General features: G+C 69.0%; 16 protein-coding genes and 1 tRNA gene. 5 read left to right on the forward strand and 12 right to left on the reverse strand.

The features are described from left to right. Positions 1-132 precede the first annotated feature (132 nt). On the forward strand, positions 133-1560 hold the full coding sequence (pyk, locus tag ACE1OC_RS30255; RefSeq protein WP_407839680.1) for a pyruvate kinase: 1428 nt from the start codon (positions 133-135) through the stop codon (positions 1558-1560). A 17-nt stretch (positions 1561-1577) separates the two neighbouring features. Here the strand turns inward: pyk and ACE1OC_RS30260 are convergent, their stop codons facing one another. Then, positions 1578-2150: an RBBP9/YdeN family alpha/beta hydrolase gene (locus tag ACE1OC_RS30260; protein ID WP_407839681.1), complete on the reverse strand. Its 573-nt coding sequence runs from the start codon at positions 2148-2150 to the stop codon at positions 1578-1580. 86 nt (positions 2151-2236) lie between these two features. Between ACE1OC_RS30260 and ACE1OC_RS30265 the strand changes: the two genes are divergently transcribed. After that, positions 2237-2854, forward strand: a complete 618-nt coding sequence (locus ACE1OC_RS30265) for a TetR/AcrR family transcriptional regulator (RefSeq protein WP_407839682.1) — start codon at positions 2237-2239, stop codon at positions 2852-2854. Between the two features lie 57 nt (positions 2855-2911). Continuing rightward, positions 2912-3370: a MarR family transcriptional regulator gene (locus ACE1OC_RS30270; RefSeq protein WP_407839683.1), complete on the forward strand. Its 459-nt coding sequence runs from the start codon at positions 2912-2914 to the stop codon at positions 3368-3370. On the opposite strand, the gene ACE1OC_RS30275 is transcribed toward ACE1OC_RS30270, so the two are convergent. Together ACE1OC_RS30275 and ACE1OC_RS30280 are read right to left on the reverse strand one after the other, a co-directional pair. After that, positions 3367-4089, reverse strand: coding sequence for a helix-turn-helix domain-containing protein (locus ACE1OC_RS30275; RefSeq protein ID WP_407839684.1), 723 nt, complete (start codon positions 4087-4089; stop codon positions 3367-3369). The genes ACE1OC_RS30270 and ACE1OC_RS30275 overlap by 4 nt on opposite strands. A 152-nt stretch (positions 4090-4241) precedes the next feature. Further along, positions 4242-4314: transfer RNA gene (locus tag ACE1OC_RS30280), tRNA-Leu, on the reverse strand. 99 nt (positions 4315-4413) lie between these two features. On the opposite strand from ACE1OC_RS30280, the gene ACE1OC_RS30285 reads away from it, so the two are divergent. Next, positions 4414-5073: an ANTAR domain-containing response regulator gene (locus tag ACE1OC_RS30285; protein WP_250744985.1), complete on the forward strand. Its 660-nt coding sequence runs from the start codon at positions 4414-4416 to the stop codon at positions 5071-5073. A gap of 85 nt (positions 5074-5158) precedes the next feature. On the opposite strand, the gene ACE1OC_RS30290 is transcribed toward ACE1OC_RS30285, so the two are convergent. The 9 genes from ACE1OC_RS30290 to ACE1OC_RS30330 form a co-directional block, all read right to left on the reverse strand. Next, the gene (locus tag ACE1OC_RS30290; protein ID WP_250744986.1) at positions 5159-5875 is read right to left on the reverse strand and encodes an ABC transporter ATP-binding protein; all 717 of its coding nucleotides are present in this window, start codon (positions 5873-5875) and stop codon (positions 5159-5161) included. Further along, positions 5872-6807, reverse strand: a complete 936-nt coding sequence (locus ACE1OC_RS30295) for an ABC transporter ATP-binding protein (RefSeq protein WP_407839685.1) — start codon at positions 6805-6807, stop codon at positions 5872-5874. Before ACE1OC_RS30295 ends, ACE1OC_RS30290 begins: the two co-directional genes overlap by 4 nt. Before the next feature lie 4 nt (positions 6808-6811). Continuing rightward, positions 6812-8644, reverse strand: a complete 1833-nt coding sequence (locus tag ACE1OC_RS30300; protein WP_407839686.1) for a branched-chain amino acid ABC transporter permease — start codon at positions 8642-8644, stop codon at positions 6812-6814. A 5-nt stretch (positions 8645-8649) separates the two neighbouring features. Further along, the gene (locus ACE1OC_RS30305) at positions 8650-9579 is read right to left on the reverse strand and encodes a branched-chain amino acid ABC transporter permease (RefSeq protein ID WP_250744988.1); all 930 of its coding nucleotides are present in this window, start codon (positions 9577-9579) and stop codon (positions 8650-8652) included. A 140-nt stretch (positions 9580-9719) separates the two neighbouring features. Further along, positions 9720-10949, reverse strand: coding sequence for a branched-chain amino acid ABC transporter substrate-binding protein (locus ACE1OC_RS30310; protein WP_274552447.1), 1230 nt, complete (start codon positions 10947-10949; stop codon positions 9720-9722). A gap of 301 nt (positions 10950-11250) precedes the next feature. Then, positions 11251-11919 (reverse strand): Tat pathway signal sequence domain protein, encoded by a 669-nt coding sequence (locus ACE1OC_RS30315; RefSeq protein ID WP_407839687.1) that lies wholly within the window; start codon positions 11917-11919, stop codon positions 11251-11253. Then, on the reverse strand, positions 11916-12317 hold the full coding sequence (locus tag ACE1OC_RS30320; RefSeq protein ID WP_407839688.1) for a hypothetical protein: 402 nt from the start codon (positions 12315-12317) through the stop codon (positions 11916-11918). The genes ACE1OC_RS30315 and ACE1OC_RS30320 overlap by 4 nt, the downstream gene beginning before the upstream one ends. A 38-nt stretch (positions 12318-12355) precedes the next feature. Beyond that, entirely contained in the window at positions 12356-12835 is a 480-nt protein-coding gene (locus ACE1OC_RS30325) for a PaaI family thioesterase (protein WP_274552450.1), read from the reverse strand. Positions 12836-12889: 54 nt separating this feature from the next. Then, positions 12890-15160 carry an FdhF/YdeP family oxidoreductase gene (locus tag ACE1OC_RS30330; protein ID WP_407839689.1) on the reverse strand — a complete coding sequence of 757 codons (2271 nt, stop codon included), beginning with the start codon at positions 15158-15160 and terminating at the stop codon, positions 12890-12892. A 182-nt stretch (positions 15161-15342) separates the two neighbouring features. On the opposite strand from ACE1OC_RS30330, the gene polA reads away from it, so the two are divergent. Continuing rightward, positions 15343-18066, forward strand: a complete 2724-nt coding sequence (gene polA / locus ACE1OC_RS30335) for a DNA polymerase I (protein WP_407839690.1) — start codon at positions 15343-15345, stop codon at positions 18064-18066. The last annotated feature ends 37 nt before the right edge of the window (positions 18067-18103 follow it).

Consider the following 18103-nt stretch of genomic DNA (forward strand, 5'->3'; position numbering starts at 1 on the left):
GGCGCCCCGGGGGTGCTCATCAGAGCACCCCCATGCACATTCAACAATTGTCAACAAGCTTTTGCTCAAAGGTTGTTGAGTGGACACCCGGAACCAATTTCCTACTCCCTGGTAGGGGCATACGCTCGCCTCATGCGCCGAGCGAAAATCGTATGTACCCTGGGCCCCGCCACCGACTCATACGACCAGATCAAAGCCCTGGTCGAAGCCGGAATGGACATCGCCCGCTTCAACCTCAGCCACGGCACCTACGCCGAACACGAGGACCGCTACCAGCGCGTCCGCAAGGCTGCCGACGAAACCGGCCGCAGCGTCGGCATCCTCGCGGACCTTCAAGGCCCGAAGATCCGCCTGGGCCGCTTCCGCGAAGGCCCCGTACTCCTTGAACGCGGCGACGAATTCACCATCACCGTCGAAGAGCACGAAGGCGACCGCCACACCTGCGGCACCACCTACAAGGGCCTCGCCGCCGACGTCACCACCGGCGAACGCATCCTCGTGGACGACGGCCGCGTCACCCTCGAAGTCACCGCCGTCGACGGACCCCGCGTCCACACCCGCGTCATCGAAGGCGGCATGGTCTCCGACAACAAGGGACTCAACCTCCCCGGCGTCGCAGTCTCCGTACCCGCCCTCTCCGAAAAGGACATCGAAGACCTCCGCTGGGCCCTGCGCATCGGCGCCGACATCATCGCCCTCTCCTTCGTCCGCAGCGGCAGCGACATCGAAGACGTCCACCGCATCATGGACGAGGAAGGCCGACGCCTCCCCGTCATCGCCAAGGTCGAAAAGCCCCAGGCAGTCGAAAACATCGACGGCATTGTCGCCGCCTTCGACGGCATCATGGTCGCCCGCGGAGACCTCGGCGTCGAAATGCCCCTGGAGCAGGTCCCCATCGTCCAGAAGCGAGCCGTCAAGCTCGCCAAGCGCAACGCCAAGCCCGTCATCGTCGCCACCCAAATGCTCGACTCGATGATCGACAACTCCCGGCCCACCCGCGCCGAAGCCTCCGACGTCGCCAACGCCGTCATCGACGGCACCGACGCCGTCATGCTCTCGGGTGAAACCAGCGTCGGTAAGTACGCCATCGAAACCGTCCGCACCATGTCCCGCATCGTCGAAGCCGCCGAGGAAGACATCCTCGCCAAGGGCCTGCCCCCGCTCACCGACCGCAACAAGCCCCGCACCCAAGGCGGAGCAGTCGCCCGCGCCGCCGCCGAAATGGGCGACTTCCTCGGCGCAAAGTTCCTCGTCGCCTTCACCCAGAGCGGAGACACCGTCCGCCGGCTCTCCCGCTACCGCTCACCCATCCCCCTCCTCGCCTTCACTCCCGACCCCGCCACCCGCTCCCAGCTCAACCTCACCTGGGGCGTGGAAACCTTCCTCGGCCCCCACGTCGACTCCACCGACGCCATGGTCGCCCAGGTCGAAGAAGAGCTCCTGCGCATCGGCCGCTGCGTCCCCGGCGACGTCGTCGTCATCACCGCCGGCTCGCCCCCCGGCGTCAGCGGATCCACCAACCTCGTCCGCATCCACCACATCGGCGACGCGGTCCGCTGACACCGCCCACAGGCGACCTACAGCACCTCACGTATAAGACGCACCGCGTCGGGCAACACCAAACGGCTCTCACCCGTACTCGGGAAGTGCCCGCCCGACGCGGTCACCCGCGCCTCGGCGCCCAGCTCCCGCACGAACCGCAACACGTGCTCACCCGTCGCCTCCCCGGTCACCGGGTCATCCGCCGCGTGCAGCACCCGAAACTCCCGCGCAGCCCTGCGGATCCGCTGCCAGTCGAACTCCGGCGAGAAGAACGGCGCCAACGCGTCGTACCCCACCTCGCCGGACATCGACGCCACGAACACCACCCCCGCGAACGCCCCCTCGGCCTCCGTGTCGTGCTCCTGCAGCAGCCGCAGCACATTCACCCCACCCAGACTGTGACCCACCAGTACGGTCTCGCCGGCCGGCGCACCCTCCGTCGCCGCCTCCAGCTCCTTCAGCCACACGCCGGCCTCCGGAGCGAACGGCTCGGGGAAGTTCGGAATCCGCACCTCGTGCCCCTCGGCCGCGAACTCCTCGCCCGTCGCCGAGTACCAGTGCTCCCCGGCGCTCATCCCGTACCCGTGCGCGATCACGATCCTGCTCATGGTCATCCCCCTCGTATCCCTCGGTCGGTCCTTCAATCAAAACGCTACGCCGCGTTTTGATAAAACGCTAGGGCTATCGTGAAGCCGTGTCAATCACTCCTTCGAGCAACTCTGCGAGCAACCCGCCCCGCACCGGCGGCCGCCTCCGCAACGAAGACGCCCACCACTCCGTCCTCGAAGCCACGGCCGCACTCCTCGTCGAGAACGGCTACGGCGCCCTCACCATCGAAGGCGTCGCCAAGCGCGCCAACGTCGCCAAAAGCACCGTCTACCGCTGGTGGAAGTCCAAGCCCGCCCTCGTCATGGACGCCTACGCCCACGAAACCGCCGCCCGCGTCCCCGAACCCGACACCGGCACCCTCACCGGCGACCTCACCGCCTTCGTCACCGACCTCTACCGCATCGGCGGCGACCCCGTCCGCGCCAAAGCCCTCACCGGCCTCATGGCCGAAGCCCAGCTCGACCCCGCCTTCGCCGAACCCTTCCGCGCCTGGGTCGCCACCCGCCGCGATGTCGTTGCCACTCTCTTGACCCGGGCGGTAACGCGCGAGGAACTCCCCGCCGGTACGGACCTCGACCACGCCGTCGACCTGGTCTTCGGCCCGTTCTGGTACCGACTCCTCGTCGCCCACGCCCCCCTCGACCCGGCCGACGCGGAAGCCCACGTGGCGACGGTCCTGCACGGCCTGGCGGGCCGCGGCTGAGGAATCGGGGTCAAGTCGCCTTGACCTCAAGCTCACTTGAGGTCATACGCTCCAGACGTGACGATCAAGGAGTACCCACAGGACCAGCTCGCGGCCCAGCCCATCGGCTACTGGGCCCGCGAGGCCGGCAACCTCGTGATCGGCGGCCTCAGGGCCGCGCTGGCCGAGGAGAACCTCACCCAGCCCCACTGGTGGACCCTCAACCACGTGGCCGCCTCCCCGACCCACTGGAAGCGCGCGGCCCTCACGGAGAAGCTCACCCCGTACGACGACCAGGACACCGACTTCGAGGCCCTCTACGACGACCTGGCGGCCCGGGGCTGGCTCACGGAGGCGGACGGGACGCTGACTCTGACGGAAGCGGGCGAAGCCGGCCGGGTCCGTGCGCACGACCGCAACGCGAAGGTGCACGCGAGGATGCGGGAGGGTGTGGACGATGCCGCGTACGCGGCGACGGTCGACGGCCTGCGCCGCATGGTCGCCAATCTAGGCGGCAGCGGCGACCTGCCGGGCTAGTATTTCGGCCCGATGTGGGCGTCCATGAGTGCGACGGACGCCTTCCTCGCGATGGACACGTTGAAGGGGTCGCTGCCGCGGGCCAGGATCGTCCACTGGACGCCGACCTTGGCGAGGGTGTCCGTACAGAGCTTCCGGATGTCGTCGGACTTGTTCGTGAAGAAGTACCGGGGGTACTCGTAGCGCTTGCCGTTGCGGACGGTCCAGTTGGTGACCCGGCACCCGTCGGAATGGATCAGCCCCCGGAGGAACTCCCACGGGTGGGCGTCGACGATGGCCTGCTGCCAGTCTTCGAGGGCGATGCGCCGATCATGTTTCTTGCCGGGCCCGTGCTGCGGAAACAGACAGGTCCAGTGCTGTGTGTAGGACTTGACCTCTACGCAACCCTGGCGCTGGACTCGTCCCACCTTGGGCAAGGGCATGACGCGGCGCATCGCCGCCTCAGCCGCATCGATGAGGCCGGTCCAGGAGGCGTCGCAGAAGACGGACAAGTGGTGCTGTTTGCGCTTGGAGATGATGTGGCCATCGCCAAGGTAGAGGCCCAGGAGATAGGCGTACGCGGGCTGGTCGACTTCGCGGCCGGTACATCTCGGGCAGTCGGTCGGGCGGACGTACGCCTCACCGCAGTGTTTTCGGTCCTCGGATCGCCACCACCCGATGGTGCCGCGCGGTATGCCCAGGTGTTCCGCGACCACTCGATTGGTCACGCCCCGGCGCATCAGTAGGACTGCTTCTTCGCGTATCGAAGGATTGTGCTCCACATCTGGGAGCCTCGCCGCTGCTCGTCCAGTTGGTCGCAATTCGAAGCTGCGTTCACTGTGACGAGTGAAGATCCTAAAATCGCTTGGCGACCTTGGAAGTGAAGGAGAAGTACCCCGAGTCGGATTCGAACCGACGCTGAATGGGTTTTGAATCCATTGCCTCTACCGCTGGGCTACCGGGGCCCCTTCGAAACGAAGGATACCTAAGACCCTCCGTGTCACAAACATACAGGAGCTAGGTAGGCTCGGGGGAGCTGAATCGCCTTGCACCAAGGAGCCCCCGTGACCGCCGAGCACGAGTCGACGCCCACGCCCGACGCCGACCAGTCGCACGTTCCGCCGCTGACGACGCGCGTCGTCATCGCCGAGGACGAGGCGCTCATCCGTCTCGACCTCAAGGAGATGCTTGAGGAAGAGGGCTACGCCGTCGTCGGTGAGGCCGGAGACGGGCAGACCGCCGTCGAGCTGGCCCGTGAGCACCGCCCCGACCTGGTCATTCTTGACGTGAAGATGCCCGTCCTCGATGGGATCTCCGCCGCCGAGAAGATCGCGGAGGAGTCCATCGCCCCCGTGCTGATGCTGACCGCGTTCTCGCAGCGCGATCTCGTCGAGCGCGCCCGCGACGCCGGCGCCATGGCGTACCTCGTGAAGCCCTTCAGCAAGAGCGACGTCGTCCCCGCCATCGAGATGGCCGTGTCGCGCTTCGCCGAGCTCCGCGCGCTGGAGAAGGAGGTCGCCGACCTCTCCCTCCGCCTGGAGACGCGCAAGCTCGTGGATCGCGCCAAGAGCATCCTGCAGACGCAGTACGGGCTCTCCGAGCCGGCCGCCTTCCGGTGGATCCAGAAGACCTCCATGGACCGCCGGATGTCCATGCAGCAGGTCGCCGAGGCCGTCATCGAGGACGCCGAGGAGAAGAAGGCCGCCGCGGGCAAGGGCGAGTAGCAGCCCCCAGTACGGCACAACAGTGAGGCCCGCCTCCGGATCCAGGATCCGGAGGCGGGCCTCACTCGTACGGCAGGGGTGGGGCTCAGTCCTCGCCGAGGTACGCCTTGCGGACGTCCTCGTTGACCAGGAGCTCGCGGCCCGGGCCCGACAGGACGACCTTGCCGATCTCCATCACGTGGCCCTGGTCGGCCAGGGAGAGCGCCGCCTGGGCGTTCTGCTCGACCAGCAGGATGGTGGTGCCCTGTGACTTGAGCTCGGCGATGGTCGCCATGATCTTCTGCATCATGATCGGCGAGAGGCCCATGGAGGGCTCGTCGAGCATCAGCAGCTTCGGGCGGGACATGAGCGCGCGGCCCATGGCGAGCATCTGCTGCTCGCCGCCCGAGAGGGTGCCGGCGGCCTGCTTGCGGCGCTCTCCCAGGATCGGGAAGAGGTCGTAGGCGCGCTGGACGTCCTTCTGGATGCCGTCCTTGTCCTTGCGGAGGAAGGCGCCCAGGAGGAGGTTGTCCTCGATGGTCATGCGCGGGAAGATGTGCCGCCCCTCGGGGGAGTGGGCGAGTCCGAGCGCGACGATGTCGTGCGCGGGGATCTTCTTGAGGGACTTGCCCTGGAACTTGATCTGGCCGCCGCGCGGCTTGATCAGGCCCGAGAGGGTGCGCAGGGTCGTCGTCTTGCCGGCGCCGTTGGTGCCGATGAGGGTGACGATCTGGCCGGCGTCGACGCTGAACGAGATGCCCTTGACGGCTTCGATCTTGCCGTAGGCGACGCGGAGGTCCTCGACCTCGAGGAGTGCGGTCACCGGTCTTCTCCGTCCGTGCTGCTGGTCGTGCTGTCCGTCGCCTCGGCGTCCGCGGCCGCCTCGTCGTGTGCGGCCTCGCTGTGTGCTTCGGCTGCTTCGACTTCGGCGACTTCTTCGGCGCCGGGGGCGCCTTCGAAGGGTTCGCCGAGGTAGGCGGCGATGACGCGCTCGTCGCCCTGGACCTCGGCGGCGGTGCCCTCGATGAGCTTTTCGCCCTGGACGAGGCAGGCGACGCGGTCGCAGAGGTTGAAGATGAAGCGCATGTCGTGCTCGATGACGAGGACGGCGATGCCCTGGTCCCGGATGGCGAAGATGAGCTCTTCGGTTGCCCGGGTCTCCTGCGGGTTCATGCCGGCGGTGGGCTCGTCCAGGAGGATGAGGCCGGGGTCGCTGGCCAGCGCGCGGGCGATTTCGAGCTTGCGCTGTTCACCGTAGGGGAGGTTGCGGGCGAGGTGTTCGGCCTTGTGGGCGAGGCCGATGAACTCGAGGAGTTCCATGGCCTTCTCGCGGCTCGCCGCTTCTTCCCGGCCGAAGCTGGGGAGGCGCAGGAGGGCGGCCCAGAGGCCGACCTTGGTGCGGGTGTGGCGTCCGACGAGGACGTTTTCCAGGACCGTCATGTTGTTGAAGAGACGGATGTTCTGGAAGGTGCGGGCGACGCCGGCGTCGGTGACCTTGTACGACTTGGGCGGCAGGACCTTGTCCTTGTACCGGACTTCACCCTCGGTGGGGATGTAGAGGCCGGTCAGGCAGTTGAAGAAGGTGGTCTTGCCGGCGCCGTTGGGGCCGATGAGGCCGACGATCTCGCCGCTGCGCACGGTGAGGTCGACGTTCTTGACGGCGGTGAGGCCGCCGAAGCGCATCGTGACGCCGCGTGCGTCGAGGACGGTCTCCGCCGTGGTGGCGGCGGGCGTGTCGGTGGTGGTGGTCGTCATGGGTTCAGACCCCTGCCTTGCCGAGAACCGTGGGCGCTTCCATGTCCTCGTGGAGTTCGAGCTGGTTGCGCCGGTTGGGGATGATGCCTTCGGGGCGCAGGCGCATCAGGACGATGAGGGCGAAGCCGAAGACGAGGAGCTGGTATTCGCCGAGGAACTGGAGCTTGTTGGGGATCAGGAAGAGCAGTGATCCGCCGACGAGGGGTCCGGAGATGGTGCCCATGCCGCCGAGGACGACCGCGGCGAGCAGGAACGCGGAGTTCGGGGGCACGGCGTTGGCGAAGGTGTACTGGTCGGGGGTGACCGTGTAGCTGACGTGTGCCTGGACGGCTCCGGCGAGGCCGGCGAGGGTGGCGCCGAGGGCGAAGGCGATGAGCTTGACGCGGAAGCCGTTGATGCCCATGGCTTCGGCGGCGGTCTCGTCCTCGCGGATGGCGACCCAGGCGCGGCCGATGCGGGATTCCGCGCTGCGGCGGAAGACGAGGATCACGATGAGGGTGATCAGCAGCATCAGCAGGAAGTAGTTGGCGAAGCGGCCGATGGTGAATCCGGCGATGGTGTGTGTGGCGCCGAAGTCGAATCCGAAGAGGTTGACGTTCGGGATGCCGGCGATGCCGTTGGGCCCGTTGGTGATGTCGGGTCCGGAGGTGCCGTCGAGGTTGTTCATGGAGATGCGGAAGATCTCACCGAAGCCGAGCGTCACGATGGCGAGGTAGTCGCCGCGCAGGCGCAGGGTGGGTGCTCCGATGAGGACACCGAAGACCATGGAGGCGGCGGCGCCCAGCAGGAGTGCGGCCCAGAAGGGGAAGTGCACGCCGAAGGGGGAGTTGGGGGAGCCGGAGACCAGGGCCGCGGTGTAGGCGCCGACGCCGAGGAAGGCGACGTAGCCGAGGTCGAGGAGGCCGGTGAGGCCGACGACGATGTTCAGGCCGAGTGCGACGGTGGCGAAGATCAGGATGTTGACGCCGAGGTTCGCGTACTGGTCGTCGGTCTGGGTGAGGGGGAAGGCGGCCGCCGCTGCGAAGGCGCCGACGAGGGCGACGTTGCGGTGGCGGGTGGTGAGGGCGGTGACGCGGGCGAAGAGGCCCGCCTTGTTGAGCGCTGCGGCACCGAATCCGGCGGTGATCAGGAAGCCGACGAAGAGTTCCTGGTACGGGGTGGTGATGCCGTAGGTGAAGACGGTGAGCGCGAGGCCGAGGACGGCGGCGATCAGGAGGATCTCGGCCCAGGCCGGGAGGGCGCGGGCGGGCTTGATCGGGCCGGAGGCGAAGGCGGACTTGAAGGTCGTCCAGCGGTTGCCGGCTTCGTGCTTGAACTTCTCGAAGTCGGTGTCGTCGGGGTCGGGGCCTTCGAGCGCGGGGCGTTCGAAGGGGAGTCCGAAGGCGCCGATGACGGCGAGGAGGCTGACCAGGGCGGCGACGCCGGCTCCGGGTTCGAGGTCTACGAGGAGTCCGAGTTCGAGGACGATCGAGACGACGGTGTACCAGGTGGTGGCGAACGCGGCGAGGGCGGAGAGCTTGATCGCTGCGTCGGCGCCGGCGGGGGTGAGCCAGCCGAGCCCCTTGACTCCGTAGGAGGCGAGTCCGAAGAGGGCGGTGAGGGCGCCGCCGATGAGGACCAGCCACTGGAGGCCCGCGGGGGAGCCGTAGTAGGTGAGGTCTCCGGGGAAGTCGTCGTTCCATGTCCAGGCGAGGAACGCGGAGACGACGGTGAGTGCGCCGCCGGCCGTGGCGAGGGCGCGGGCCGTCTTCTCGGGGAGGGGGATGAGCCCCTTGGCCGGTGCGGTGCTCTTCACGGTGTTCTCGCTGTTCGCGGTGTCCGCGGTGATGTTCGTCATGGAGGTCACACCCTGTCCGCCACGCGCTGGCCCAGCAGGCCCTGTGGCCGGAAGAGGAGCACGAGGATGAGAAGTACGAACGCCCAGGTGTTACCCCAGGACTGGCCGCCGAGCTGTTCGAAGCCGGGGATGTCGGCCACGTAGACGGTGGTCAGGGTTTCGGCGAGGCCGAGGACGAGGCCGCCGACCATGGCGCCGTAGATGTTGCCGATGCCTCCGAGGACGGCGGCGGTGAAGGCCTTGAGTCCGAGGAGGAAGCCCATCTTGAACTGGACTTCGCCGTACTTGAGGCCGTAGGCGACGGCTCCGATGGCGGCGAAGACGGCTCCGAGCGCGAACGCGGTGGTGATGATGCGGTCGGTGTTGATGCCCATGAGCTTGGCCGTGTCCGGGTCCTGGGCGGTTGCCTGCATGCCGCGGCCGGTGCGGGTCTTCTTGACGAAGAAGCCGAGGAAGGCCATGGATATGGGGGCTGCGATCAGGAGGAAGACGTCACCGGTCTGGATGGTGACGCTGCCGAGGTGGAAGGGTCCGCCGGGGATCTCGGGGAAGATCAGGGAGGATTCCGCTCCGGGGTACCAGGCCCATACCGCCTGCTGGAGGGCGATGGAGAGGCCGATGGCGGTGATGAGCGGGGCGAGCCTGGGAGCGTTGCGCAGGGGTCGGTAGGCGAAGCGTTCGGCACCGACGGCGATGAGGGTGGCGACGATGACCGCGCCGATGATCATGAGCGGAAGGGCGATCCACATGGTGGTGCCCCCGGGGAGCATCAGCCAGACGGTGAGCGCTCCGAATCCGCCGGTCATGAAGATCTCGCCATGCGCGAAGTTGATGAGCTGGACGATGCCATAGACCATCGTGTAGCCGATGGCGACGAGCCCGTACATGGATCCCAGTAGCAGGCCGTTGACCAGCTGTTGCGGCAGTTCGTGCACCGCAGGTCCTCCGAGTCTTTCGACGGATGTGACTCCGCGCGGGGCGCTTTTTGTGCGCGCCCCGCGCGGCAGGTGGGTGGTGCTCCCGTGGCCGGCCGTTCGAGCGGACTACCGGCTACGGGGTGGGGTGGTCAGTGGTGTCAGCCGCCGAGGGTGCCGGACTCGACGGACTTCCACTCGGTGCCCTCGACCTTGTAGACGGTGAGCTGCTTGTTGGTGGCGTCACCGAACTCGTCGAAGGAGACCTTGCCGGTCACACCGTCGAAGGAGACGCCCTGGACGGCGGCGAGGACCTTGGCGCGGGCGTCGGCGGGGAGCTTGCCGTTGTTGGCGTCGACGGTGGCCTTGACGGCCTCGATGATCGCCCAGGCGGAGTCGTAGGAGTAACCGCCGTAGGCGGCGAAGGGCTCCTTGTATCCGGCCTTGGTGTAGTTGGCGACGAAGTCCTTGGCGGACGGCAGGCTCTCGACCGGGGCGCCGACCGAGGTGGCGAGGTCGCCCGCGGACTCGGCGCCGGCGAGCTCGACGTACTTCTTGTCGTAGATGCCGTCACCGCCGACGAGCGGGATCTTGGTGCCGGAGGCCTTGATCTGCTTGCTGAGCGGGCCGGCCGCCGGGTACTCGCCGCCGTAGTAGACCACGTCGGCGCCGGAGCTCTTGACCTCGGTCACGATCGCGGAGAAGTCCTTGCTCTCCGGGTCGATGTGGCCTTCGCCGACGACCTGGCCGCCGAGCTTGGTGAACTCGCCCTTGAAGGTGCCGGCGAGGCCCGCGCCGTAGGTCTTCTTGTCGTCGATCAGGAAGACCTTCTTCTTGCCCGCCTTGTTGAAGAGGTACTGCGCCGCGAACGGGCCCTGGATGGCGTCCGTGGTGGCGGTGCGGAAGTAGCTCTTGTAGGTGCGGACCTTCTCGCCGGTGGCCCACTTCGGTCCCTGGGAGAGGGACGGGCTGGTGTTGGCCGGGGAGATCTGGGCGAGCTTGGCGTCGTCGAAGACCTTCTGCATGGACTCCGAGACGGAGGAGTTCAGCGGGCCGACGACACCGAGGACGTCCTTGTCGGCGACGAGCTTGGTGGCGTTCTGCTGGCCGGAGGAGGCCTGGGCCTGGTCGTCGAGGGCCTGGATCTTGAAGGTGACGCCCTTGACGTACTTCTTCTCGTTGGCCTGCTTGGCGGCGAGGTCGGCGGAGTTCTTGATGCCGAGGCCGAGGGCGGAGAGGTCGCCGGTCAGCGGGGCGTCGACGCCGATGACGACCGTCGTGTCGCCGCTGCCGGCGTCGTTGGCCTTGTCTCCGCGCGATCCGCAGGCGGTGAGGGTGAGGGCGCCCGCGGCGAGCGCGGCGGTCACGGCAATGAGAGAACGCTGACGCACGATCAGTCCTTTCCTGGCACTGCGTCCCCCGTGGGACGCACCGTGTCGAACGCGGGGAACCGAACTGAAAGGAATCCGGCTGGTCGCGGTGACTGGCCGTGACTCTAAGCGGGTCTTAGGGCGTTATGGAGGGCTGAGGCCAATGATGTGACTCTCTTGTTATGCCACGGCGTAATACATAGCGGATCTCTGCGGGTGGAAAGGGGGAAATCCGGCCGGTTCGTCTTGTCCGCATGCTGAGATGCGGCAGGACCGTTGGCTGGTTTGAGTACTGTCGCGCCAGGACTCTGGGCCCTTTTGGTCATGACGGTGACGGGGTGCTCGCGTCTCGATCTTCGGGACACGCCCTGGTCAGAGCGGTGGAGAGATCGCGCGCATAACGGTCGCCGGGGATGTAGCTGTGATCCTCTTTCTCAAACTCATTACTTAGGGTTACTTCCAGAAAAGGGAGCCCGGAATTCCGTGCCACATGCACGCAGTCTGTGACGCGAATCCGTACCGCGAGGTCACGGGCCTCCCCCGGGGCGAGCGTGGCCGGAAGTGGTGGCTCGACCTCCACCGTCAGTGCCCGCGAGGGCTGCTCCAGCCGCTCCAGGGTGACGGCCTGACCGGCCGCGGCGCGCACACGCACGGTGAACGCGAACGCCGCGCCGGAGGGGGTCCGGCCGGAGTCCTGTCCCGGGTCCTGCCCGACCGGAGCGACGTAGGCGAGGGAGAACGCCTGCGAGGGTGCGGGCGGCCTGTACGGGGCGGGGCGCGGCCGGGCCGCGTACAGCGCGGCCCCGGCGGCGACGACGGCGGACACGCAGGTCAGCGCCCCGAGGGCCAGGGCGGCCCGCCGGTGGCCCTCGTAGGCCTCGCGGAGCCGTCGGACGGCCGGGGGCGTGCGCGGCGCACGGGGAGCGGGGCGCGGGCCCTCGTGGGCCTCCGTGCCTTCTCCGGGCTCGATCGGGCCGATGCCGCCGCTCACTGCCAGGGGCCGTCCGTCGGGGCGCCCGACCGGTAGCGGTCCGCGCAGCGGCGCTCCGCCTCCCGGGCGGTGAGCTCGCGCGCGGCCGCCGGGCCCTTGGCGTCCCGCTCGGCGCGGGCGTCGGCGAGGACGGCGCGCAGGATGTCGTTCTGGCCGCCGGACAGGCCCATGGACTGGTAGTCGAGGCGGACGGCGTCCTCGCCCTCTCCCGCGTCGAGGATGACGCCCGCCCAGTGGGTGATCAGGCGGGTGCAGACGTCCTGGGGCGCCGGTGGGGCGGAGGTGGAGGGGGGAGGGGGCTCGGGATCGCCGCCGGCGCAGCCGAGCGGTGCGGCTGCCAGCAGCGCCGTCGTCGCCGCTGCGGCCAAGGCGCGCCGCGGCGCCGGTCCGGATCCCATGCGGGAACGCTAGACCGGCGCCGCTGCGAGGGCAACGGCTAGTTGTTGCCGTCCTGTTGCGGGTTCGCGTCGCGCAGCAGGCAGGTCAGGCGGGCGGTGCAGACGCGGCGGTCCTGTTCGTCCGTGATGACCACTTCGTAGGTGGCGGTGGAGCGGCCCCGGTGCACGGGGGTCGCGACGCCGGTGACCAGGCCGGACCGGGCGCCGCGGTGGTGGGTGCAGTTCAGGTCGACGCCGACGGCGACCTTGGTGATGCCGCCGTGCATCATCGCGCCGACCGAGCCGAGGGTCTCGGCGAGCACGGCGGAGGCCCCGCCGTGGAGGAGGCCGTAGGGCTGGGTGTTGCCCTCGACGGGCATGGTGGCGACGACGCGCTCGGCGGAGGCTTCGAGGATGCGGATGTCCATCCGCTTGCCGAGGTCGCCCGCCGAGAACAGCGCGGGCAGGTCGATGCCCAGGGCCGTGTACTCGTCGAGGACCTCCTGCGGGAACTTCACCGCGTGCTGCTGCTCGCCCATGGGCCGACTCCGTTCGTCAACGCTCGTTAACCATATTGTTCTCGGGTCGTTCTATCAGGCCTGCTCGAAGCGCACGACGACGGACTTGCTCGCCGGGGTATTGCTGACGTCCGCCGTGGAGTCGAGGGGCACCAGCACGTTGGTCTCGGGGTAGTAGGCGGCGGCGCAGCCGCGGGCGGTCGGGTAGTGCACGACGCGGAAGCCGGGGGCGCGCCGCTCCACGCCGTCGCGCCATTCGCCGACGAGGTCGGTGTACGAGCCGTCGGCGAGCCCGAGTTCGGCGGCGTCCTCGGGGTTGACCATGACCACGCGGCGGCCGCCGGTGATCCCGCGGTAGCGGTCGTCGAGGCCGTAGATGGTGGTGTTGTACTGGTCGTGGCTGCGCAGGGTCTGCAGGAGCAGGCGCCCCGCCGGGAGGTGCGGGTACTCCACGGGTGCGGCGGTGAAGTTCGCCTTGCCGGTCTTCGTGGGGAAGCGGCGCTCGTCGCGCGGGGCGTGCGGGAGCTGGAAGCCGCCGGGGCGGGCCACGCGGGCGTTGAAGTCCTCGAAGCCGGGGACGACGCGGGAGATCCGGTCGCGGATGGCGGCGTAGTCCTTCTCGAACTCCTCCCAGGGTGTCCGGGAGGCATCGCCGAGGACGGCGCGGGCCGTGCGGGCCACGATGGCCGGCTCGGAGAGCAGGTGCGGGGAGGCGGGGGCGAGGTTGCCGCGGGAGGAGTGGACCATGCCCATGGAGTCCTCGACGGTCACGAACTGCTTGCCCGCGGCCTGGACGTCCTTGTCGGTGCGGCCCAGGGTGGGCAGGATCAGGGCGCGCTTGCCGGTGACCGCGTGGGAGCGGTTGAGCTTGGTGGAGACGTGCACGGTCAGGGAGGCGTTGCGGATCGCGGCCTCGGTGACCTCGGTGTCGGGGGTGGCGCCGACGAAGTTGCCGCCCATGGCGAAGAGCACCTTGGCCTCGCCGTCGCGCAGGGCCTGGATGGAGCGGACCACGTCGAAGCCGTGCTCGCGGGGCGAGGTGATCTGAAATTCGCGGTCGAGGGCGTCGAGGAAGGCGGGCGCGGGGCGCTCGAAGATGCCCATGGTGCGGTCGCCCTGGACGTTGGAGTGGCCGCGGACGGGGCAGACGCCGGCGCCGGGGCGGCCGATGTTGCCGCGCAGGAGCAGCAGGTTGACGACCTCGCGGATGGTGGCGACGGAGTGCTTGTGCTGGGTCAGGCCCATGGCCCAGCAGACGATGGTGCGCTTGGAGGCCAGGATCATGGCCAGGGCGCCCTCGATGTCGGGGCGGGTCAGGCCGGTGGCGGTGAGCGTCTCGTCCCAGTCGGTGTCCTTGGCGGCGGCCGCGAACTCCTCGTAGCCGTGGGTGTGTTCGCGGATGAACTGCTCGTCGGTGGCGCCGCCCGCCTCGATGACCAGCTTGTTCAGGAGGCGGAAGAGGGCCTGGTCGCCGCCGATGCGGATCTGGAGGAACAGGTCGTTGAGGGCGGTGCCCTTGAGCATGCCGAGGGGCGTCTGCGGGTTCTTGAACCGCTCCATGCCGGCCTCGGGCAGCGGGTTCACCGAGATGATCTTCGCGCCGGCGGACTTGGCCTTCTCCAGGGCGGAGAGCATGCGCGGGTGGTTGGTGCCCGGGTTCTGCCCGGCGACGATGATCAGGTCGGCCTGGTGGAGGTCTTCGAGGGAGACGCTGCCCTTGCCGATGCCGATGGTCTCGTTCAGTGCGGAGCCCGAGGACTCGTGGCACATGTTCGAGCAGTCGGGGAGGTTGTTGGTGCCGAACTCGCGGACGAACAGCTGGAAGAGGAAGGCCGCTTCGTTGCTGGTGCGGCCCGAGGTGTAGAAGAGGGCCTCGTGGGGGGAGTCCAGGGCGCGCAGCTCCTCCGCGATCACCGCGAAGGCCCGTTCCCAGCTGACCGGCTCGTAGCGGTCGCCGCCGGCCTCCATGAGCATCGGCTGGGTGATCCGGCCCTGCTGGCCCAGCCAGTAGCCGGAGCGGCCGGCGAGGTCGGAGAGGGGGTGTTCGGCGAAGAACGCGGGGGTGACCCGGCGCAGGGTGGCTTCCTCCGCGACGGCCTTGGCGCCGTTCTCGCAGAACTCGGCGACGTGCCGCTTGTCGCCTTCGGGCCAGGCGCAGCCGGGGCAGTCGAAGCCGTTCTTCTGGTTGACCTTGAGGAGGGTGCGGGTGGTACGGGCCAGGCCCATCTGCTCCTGCGCGATCCGCAGGGTGTGCCCGATCGCGGGCAGGCCGGCGGCCGCATGCTGAGGGGGCGCTACCTGCGGTGCGTCCTGTACGGGATCACCTGTGGGCGGCTTGGTGGCCATGTCGCTCCCCTTTGAGCAGTCTTCCTCTTACACGTCCGATCCTGTCACGCCCGGCCCGTGGTGCCGACGCCGGATTTTCCCCACCTCTCGCCCTACCTCTCGCCCCGCCTCTTCGCCCTGCCTCTTTGCCCCGCCGCGCAGCCCGTCCGGATTTGTCGGTGGGGGCGCCTAGGATCGGGGGCGTGGCAGATTCAGCATCGAAGAAGACCGACCAGCCGACCGCAGCGGCCCGCCCCCGCCTGATGCTCATGGACGGGCACTCCTTGGCGTACCGGGCGTTCTTCGCGCTGCCCGCGGAGAACTTCACCACCGCGACGGGGCAGCCGACCAACGCCATCTACGGGTTCGCGTCGATGCTGGCGAACACGCTGCGCGACGAGGCGCCCACGCACTTCGCGGTGGCGTTCGACGTGTCCCGCAAGACGTGGCGCTCGGCGGAGTTCCCCGAGTACAAGGCGAACCGCTCCAAGACCCCCGACGAGTTCAAGGGGCAGGTCGAGCTGATCGGCGAGCTCCTCGACGCGATGAAGGTGCCGCGGTTCGCGGTCGACGGCTTCGAGGCCGACGACGTGATCGCCACGCTCGCCACGCAGGCCGAGGCCCTCGGCTTCGACGTGCTGATCGTCACCGGCGACCGGGACTCCTTCCAGCTCGTCTCCGAGCACACCACGGTGCTCTACCCGACCAAGGGCGTCTCCGAGCTCACCCGCTTCACCCCCGAGAAGGTCGAGGAGAAGTACGGGCTCACCCCCCAGCAGTACCCGGACTTCGCGGCCCTGCGCGGCGACCCGTCCGACAACCTCCCCGGCATCCCGGGCGTCGGCGAGAAGACCGCCGCCAAGTGGATCACCCAGTTCGGGTCCTTCGCGGAGCTCGTCGAGCGCGCCGAGGAGGTCAAGGGCAAGGCCGGGCAGAACTTCCGCGACCACCTGGACGCCGTGAAGCTCAACCGGGTCCTGACCGAGATGGTCAAGGACGTCGCTCTGCCCAAGACCCCCGCCGACCTGGCCCGCGCCCCCTACGACCGGACCGCCGTCACTGGAGTCCTGGACGTACTGGAGATCCGCAACGCCTCCCTGCGCGAGCGGCTGCTCGCCGTGGACCCGGGCGCCGCCGAGGAGGAGGCCCCCGCCCCGGCGGCCGCCGCCGTATCGCTTGACGGCTCCGTGCTGGGCGTCGGCGAGCTCGCGCCGTGGCTGGAGAGCCACGCGGGAGCCCCGCTGGGCATCTCCACCGTCGACACCTGGGCGCTCGGCACCGGCAACGTCTCCGAGATCGCGCTGGCCTCGGCCGGCGGTGCCGCCGCCTGGTTCGAGCCGTCCGCGCTGGACGAGGCCGACGAGCGGGCCTTCGCCGCCTGGGCCGCCGACGCCGCCAAGCCGAAGGTCGTGCACAACGCCAAGGCCCTGATGCGGGTCTTCCCGGAGCACGGCTGGACCCTGGCCGGCGTCGCCATGGACACCGCGCTCGCCGCCTACCTGGTCAAGCCCGGCCGCCGCTCCTTCGCACTGGACGTGCTCTCGCAGGAGTACCTGCACCGGGAGCTGGCGCCCGCCGCCGCCGACGGACAGCTCGCCTTCGGCGCCGACGACACCGCCGAGGCCGAAGCCCTGATGGCACAGGCCCGCGCCGTCCTGGACCTCGGCGACGCCTTCGCGGTCAAGCTGCCCGAGGTGGGCGCCGCCGAGCTGCTCCACGACATGGAGCTGCCCACCTCCGAGCTGCTCGCCCGCCTGGAGCGGGCCGGCATCGCCGTCGACCAGAGCCACCTCGAAGCGATGGAGCAGCAGTTCGCCGCGGCCGTGCAGCAGGCGGTGAAGGAGGCGCACGCGGCGGTGGGCCACGAGTTCAACCTGGGCTCGCCCAAGCAGCTCCAGGAGGTCTTCTTCGGCGAGCTGGACCTGCCGAAGACGAAGAAGACCAAGACCGGCTACACCACGGACGCCGACGCGCTCGCCTGGCTGGCCACCCAGACCGACCACGAACTGCCCGTGCTCATGCTCCGCCACCGGGAGCAGGCCAAGCTGCGCGTCACCGTCGAGGGCCTGGTCAAGATGATCGCCGCCGACGGCCGGGTGCACACCAGCTTCAGCCAGACCGTCGCCGCGACCGGCCGGCTGTCCTCCACCGACCCCAACCTGCAGAACGTGCCGGTGCGCACCGACGAGGGCCGGGCCATCCGCCGCGGCTTCGTCGTCGGCGAGGGCTACGAATCCCTCATGACCGCCGACTACAGCCAGATCGAGCTGCGCGTCATGGCCCACCTCTCCGAGGACGAGGGCCTGCTCGAAGCCTTCCAGTCGGGCGAGGACCTGCACACCACCGTCGCCTCCCAGGTGTTCGGCGTCGAGCGCTCCGAGGTCGACGCCGAGATGCGGCGCAAGATCAAGGCCATGTCCTACGGTCTGGCCTACGGACTCTCCGCTTTCGGCCTCGCCCAGCAGCTGAACATCGAGCCCGGCGAGGCCCGCGGCCTGATGGAGACCTTCTTCGAGCGCTTCGGCGGGGTCCGGGACTACCTCGGCCGCGTCGTCGAAGAGGCCCGCGCCACCGGCTACACGGCCACCGTCTTCGGCCGCCGCCGCTACCTCCCGGACCTCAACAGCGACAACCGCCAGCGCCGCGAGGCCGCCGAGCGGATGGCGCTGAACGCCCCGATCCAGGGCACCGCCGCCGACATCGTCAAGGTCGCGATGCTGCGCGTGGACAAGGCGATCACCGGAGCGGGGCTGAAGTCGCGCATGCTGCTCCAGGTCCACGACGAAATCGTGCTGGAGATCGCGCCCGGGGAGCGCGAGCAGGTGGAGGAGCTGGTGCGCCGGGAGATGGCCGCCGCCGTCGATCTGCGGGCCCCACTGGACGTGTCCGTGGGCGTCGGCCCCGACTGGGAGTCCGCCGCCCACTGATCACCCGCACCTGTGGTCCGGCAGCGCCCGTCCCCGC

This window comes from Streptomyces stoeckheimensis, from assembly GCF_045822005.1.
Lineage (GTDB): Bacteria > Actinomycetota > Actinomycetes > Streptomycetales > Streptomycetaceae > Streptomyces > Streptomyces stoeckheimensis.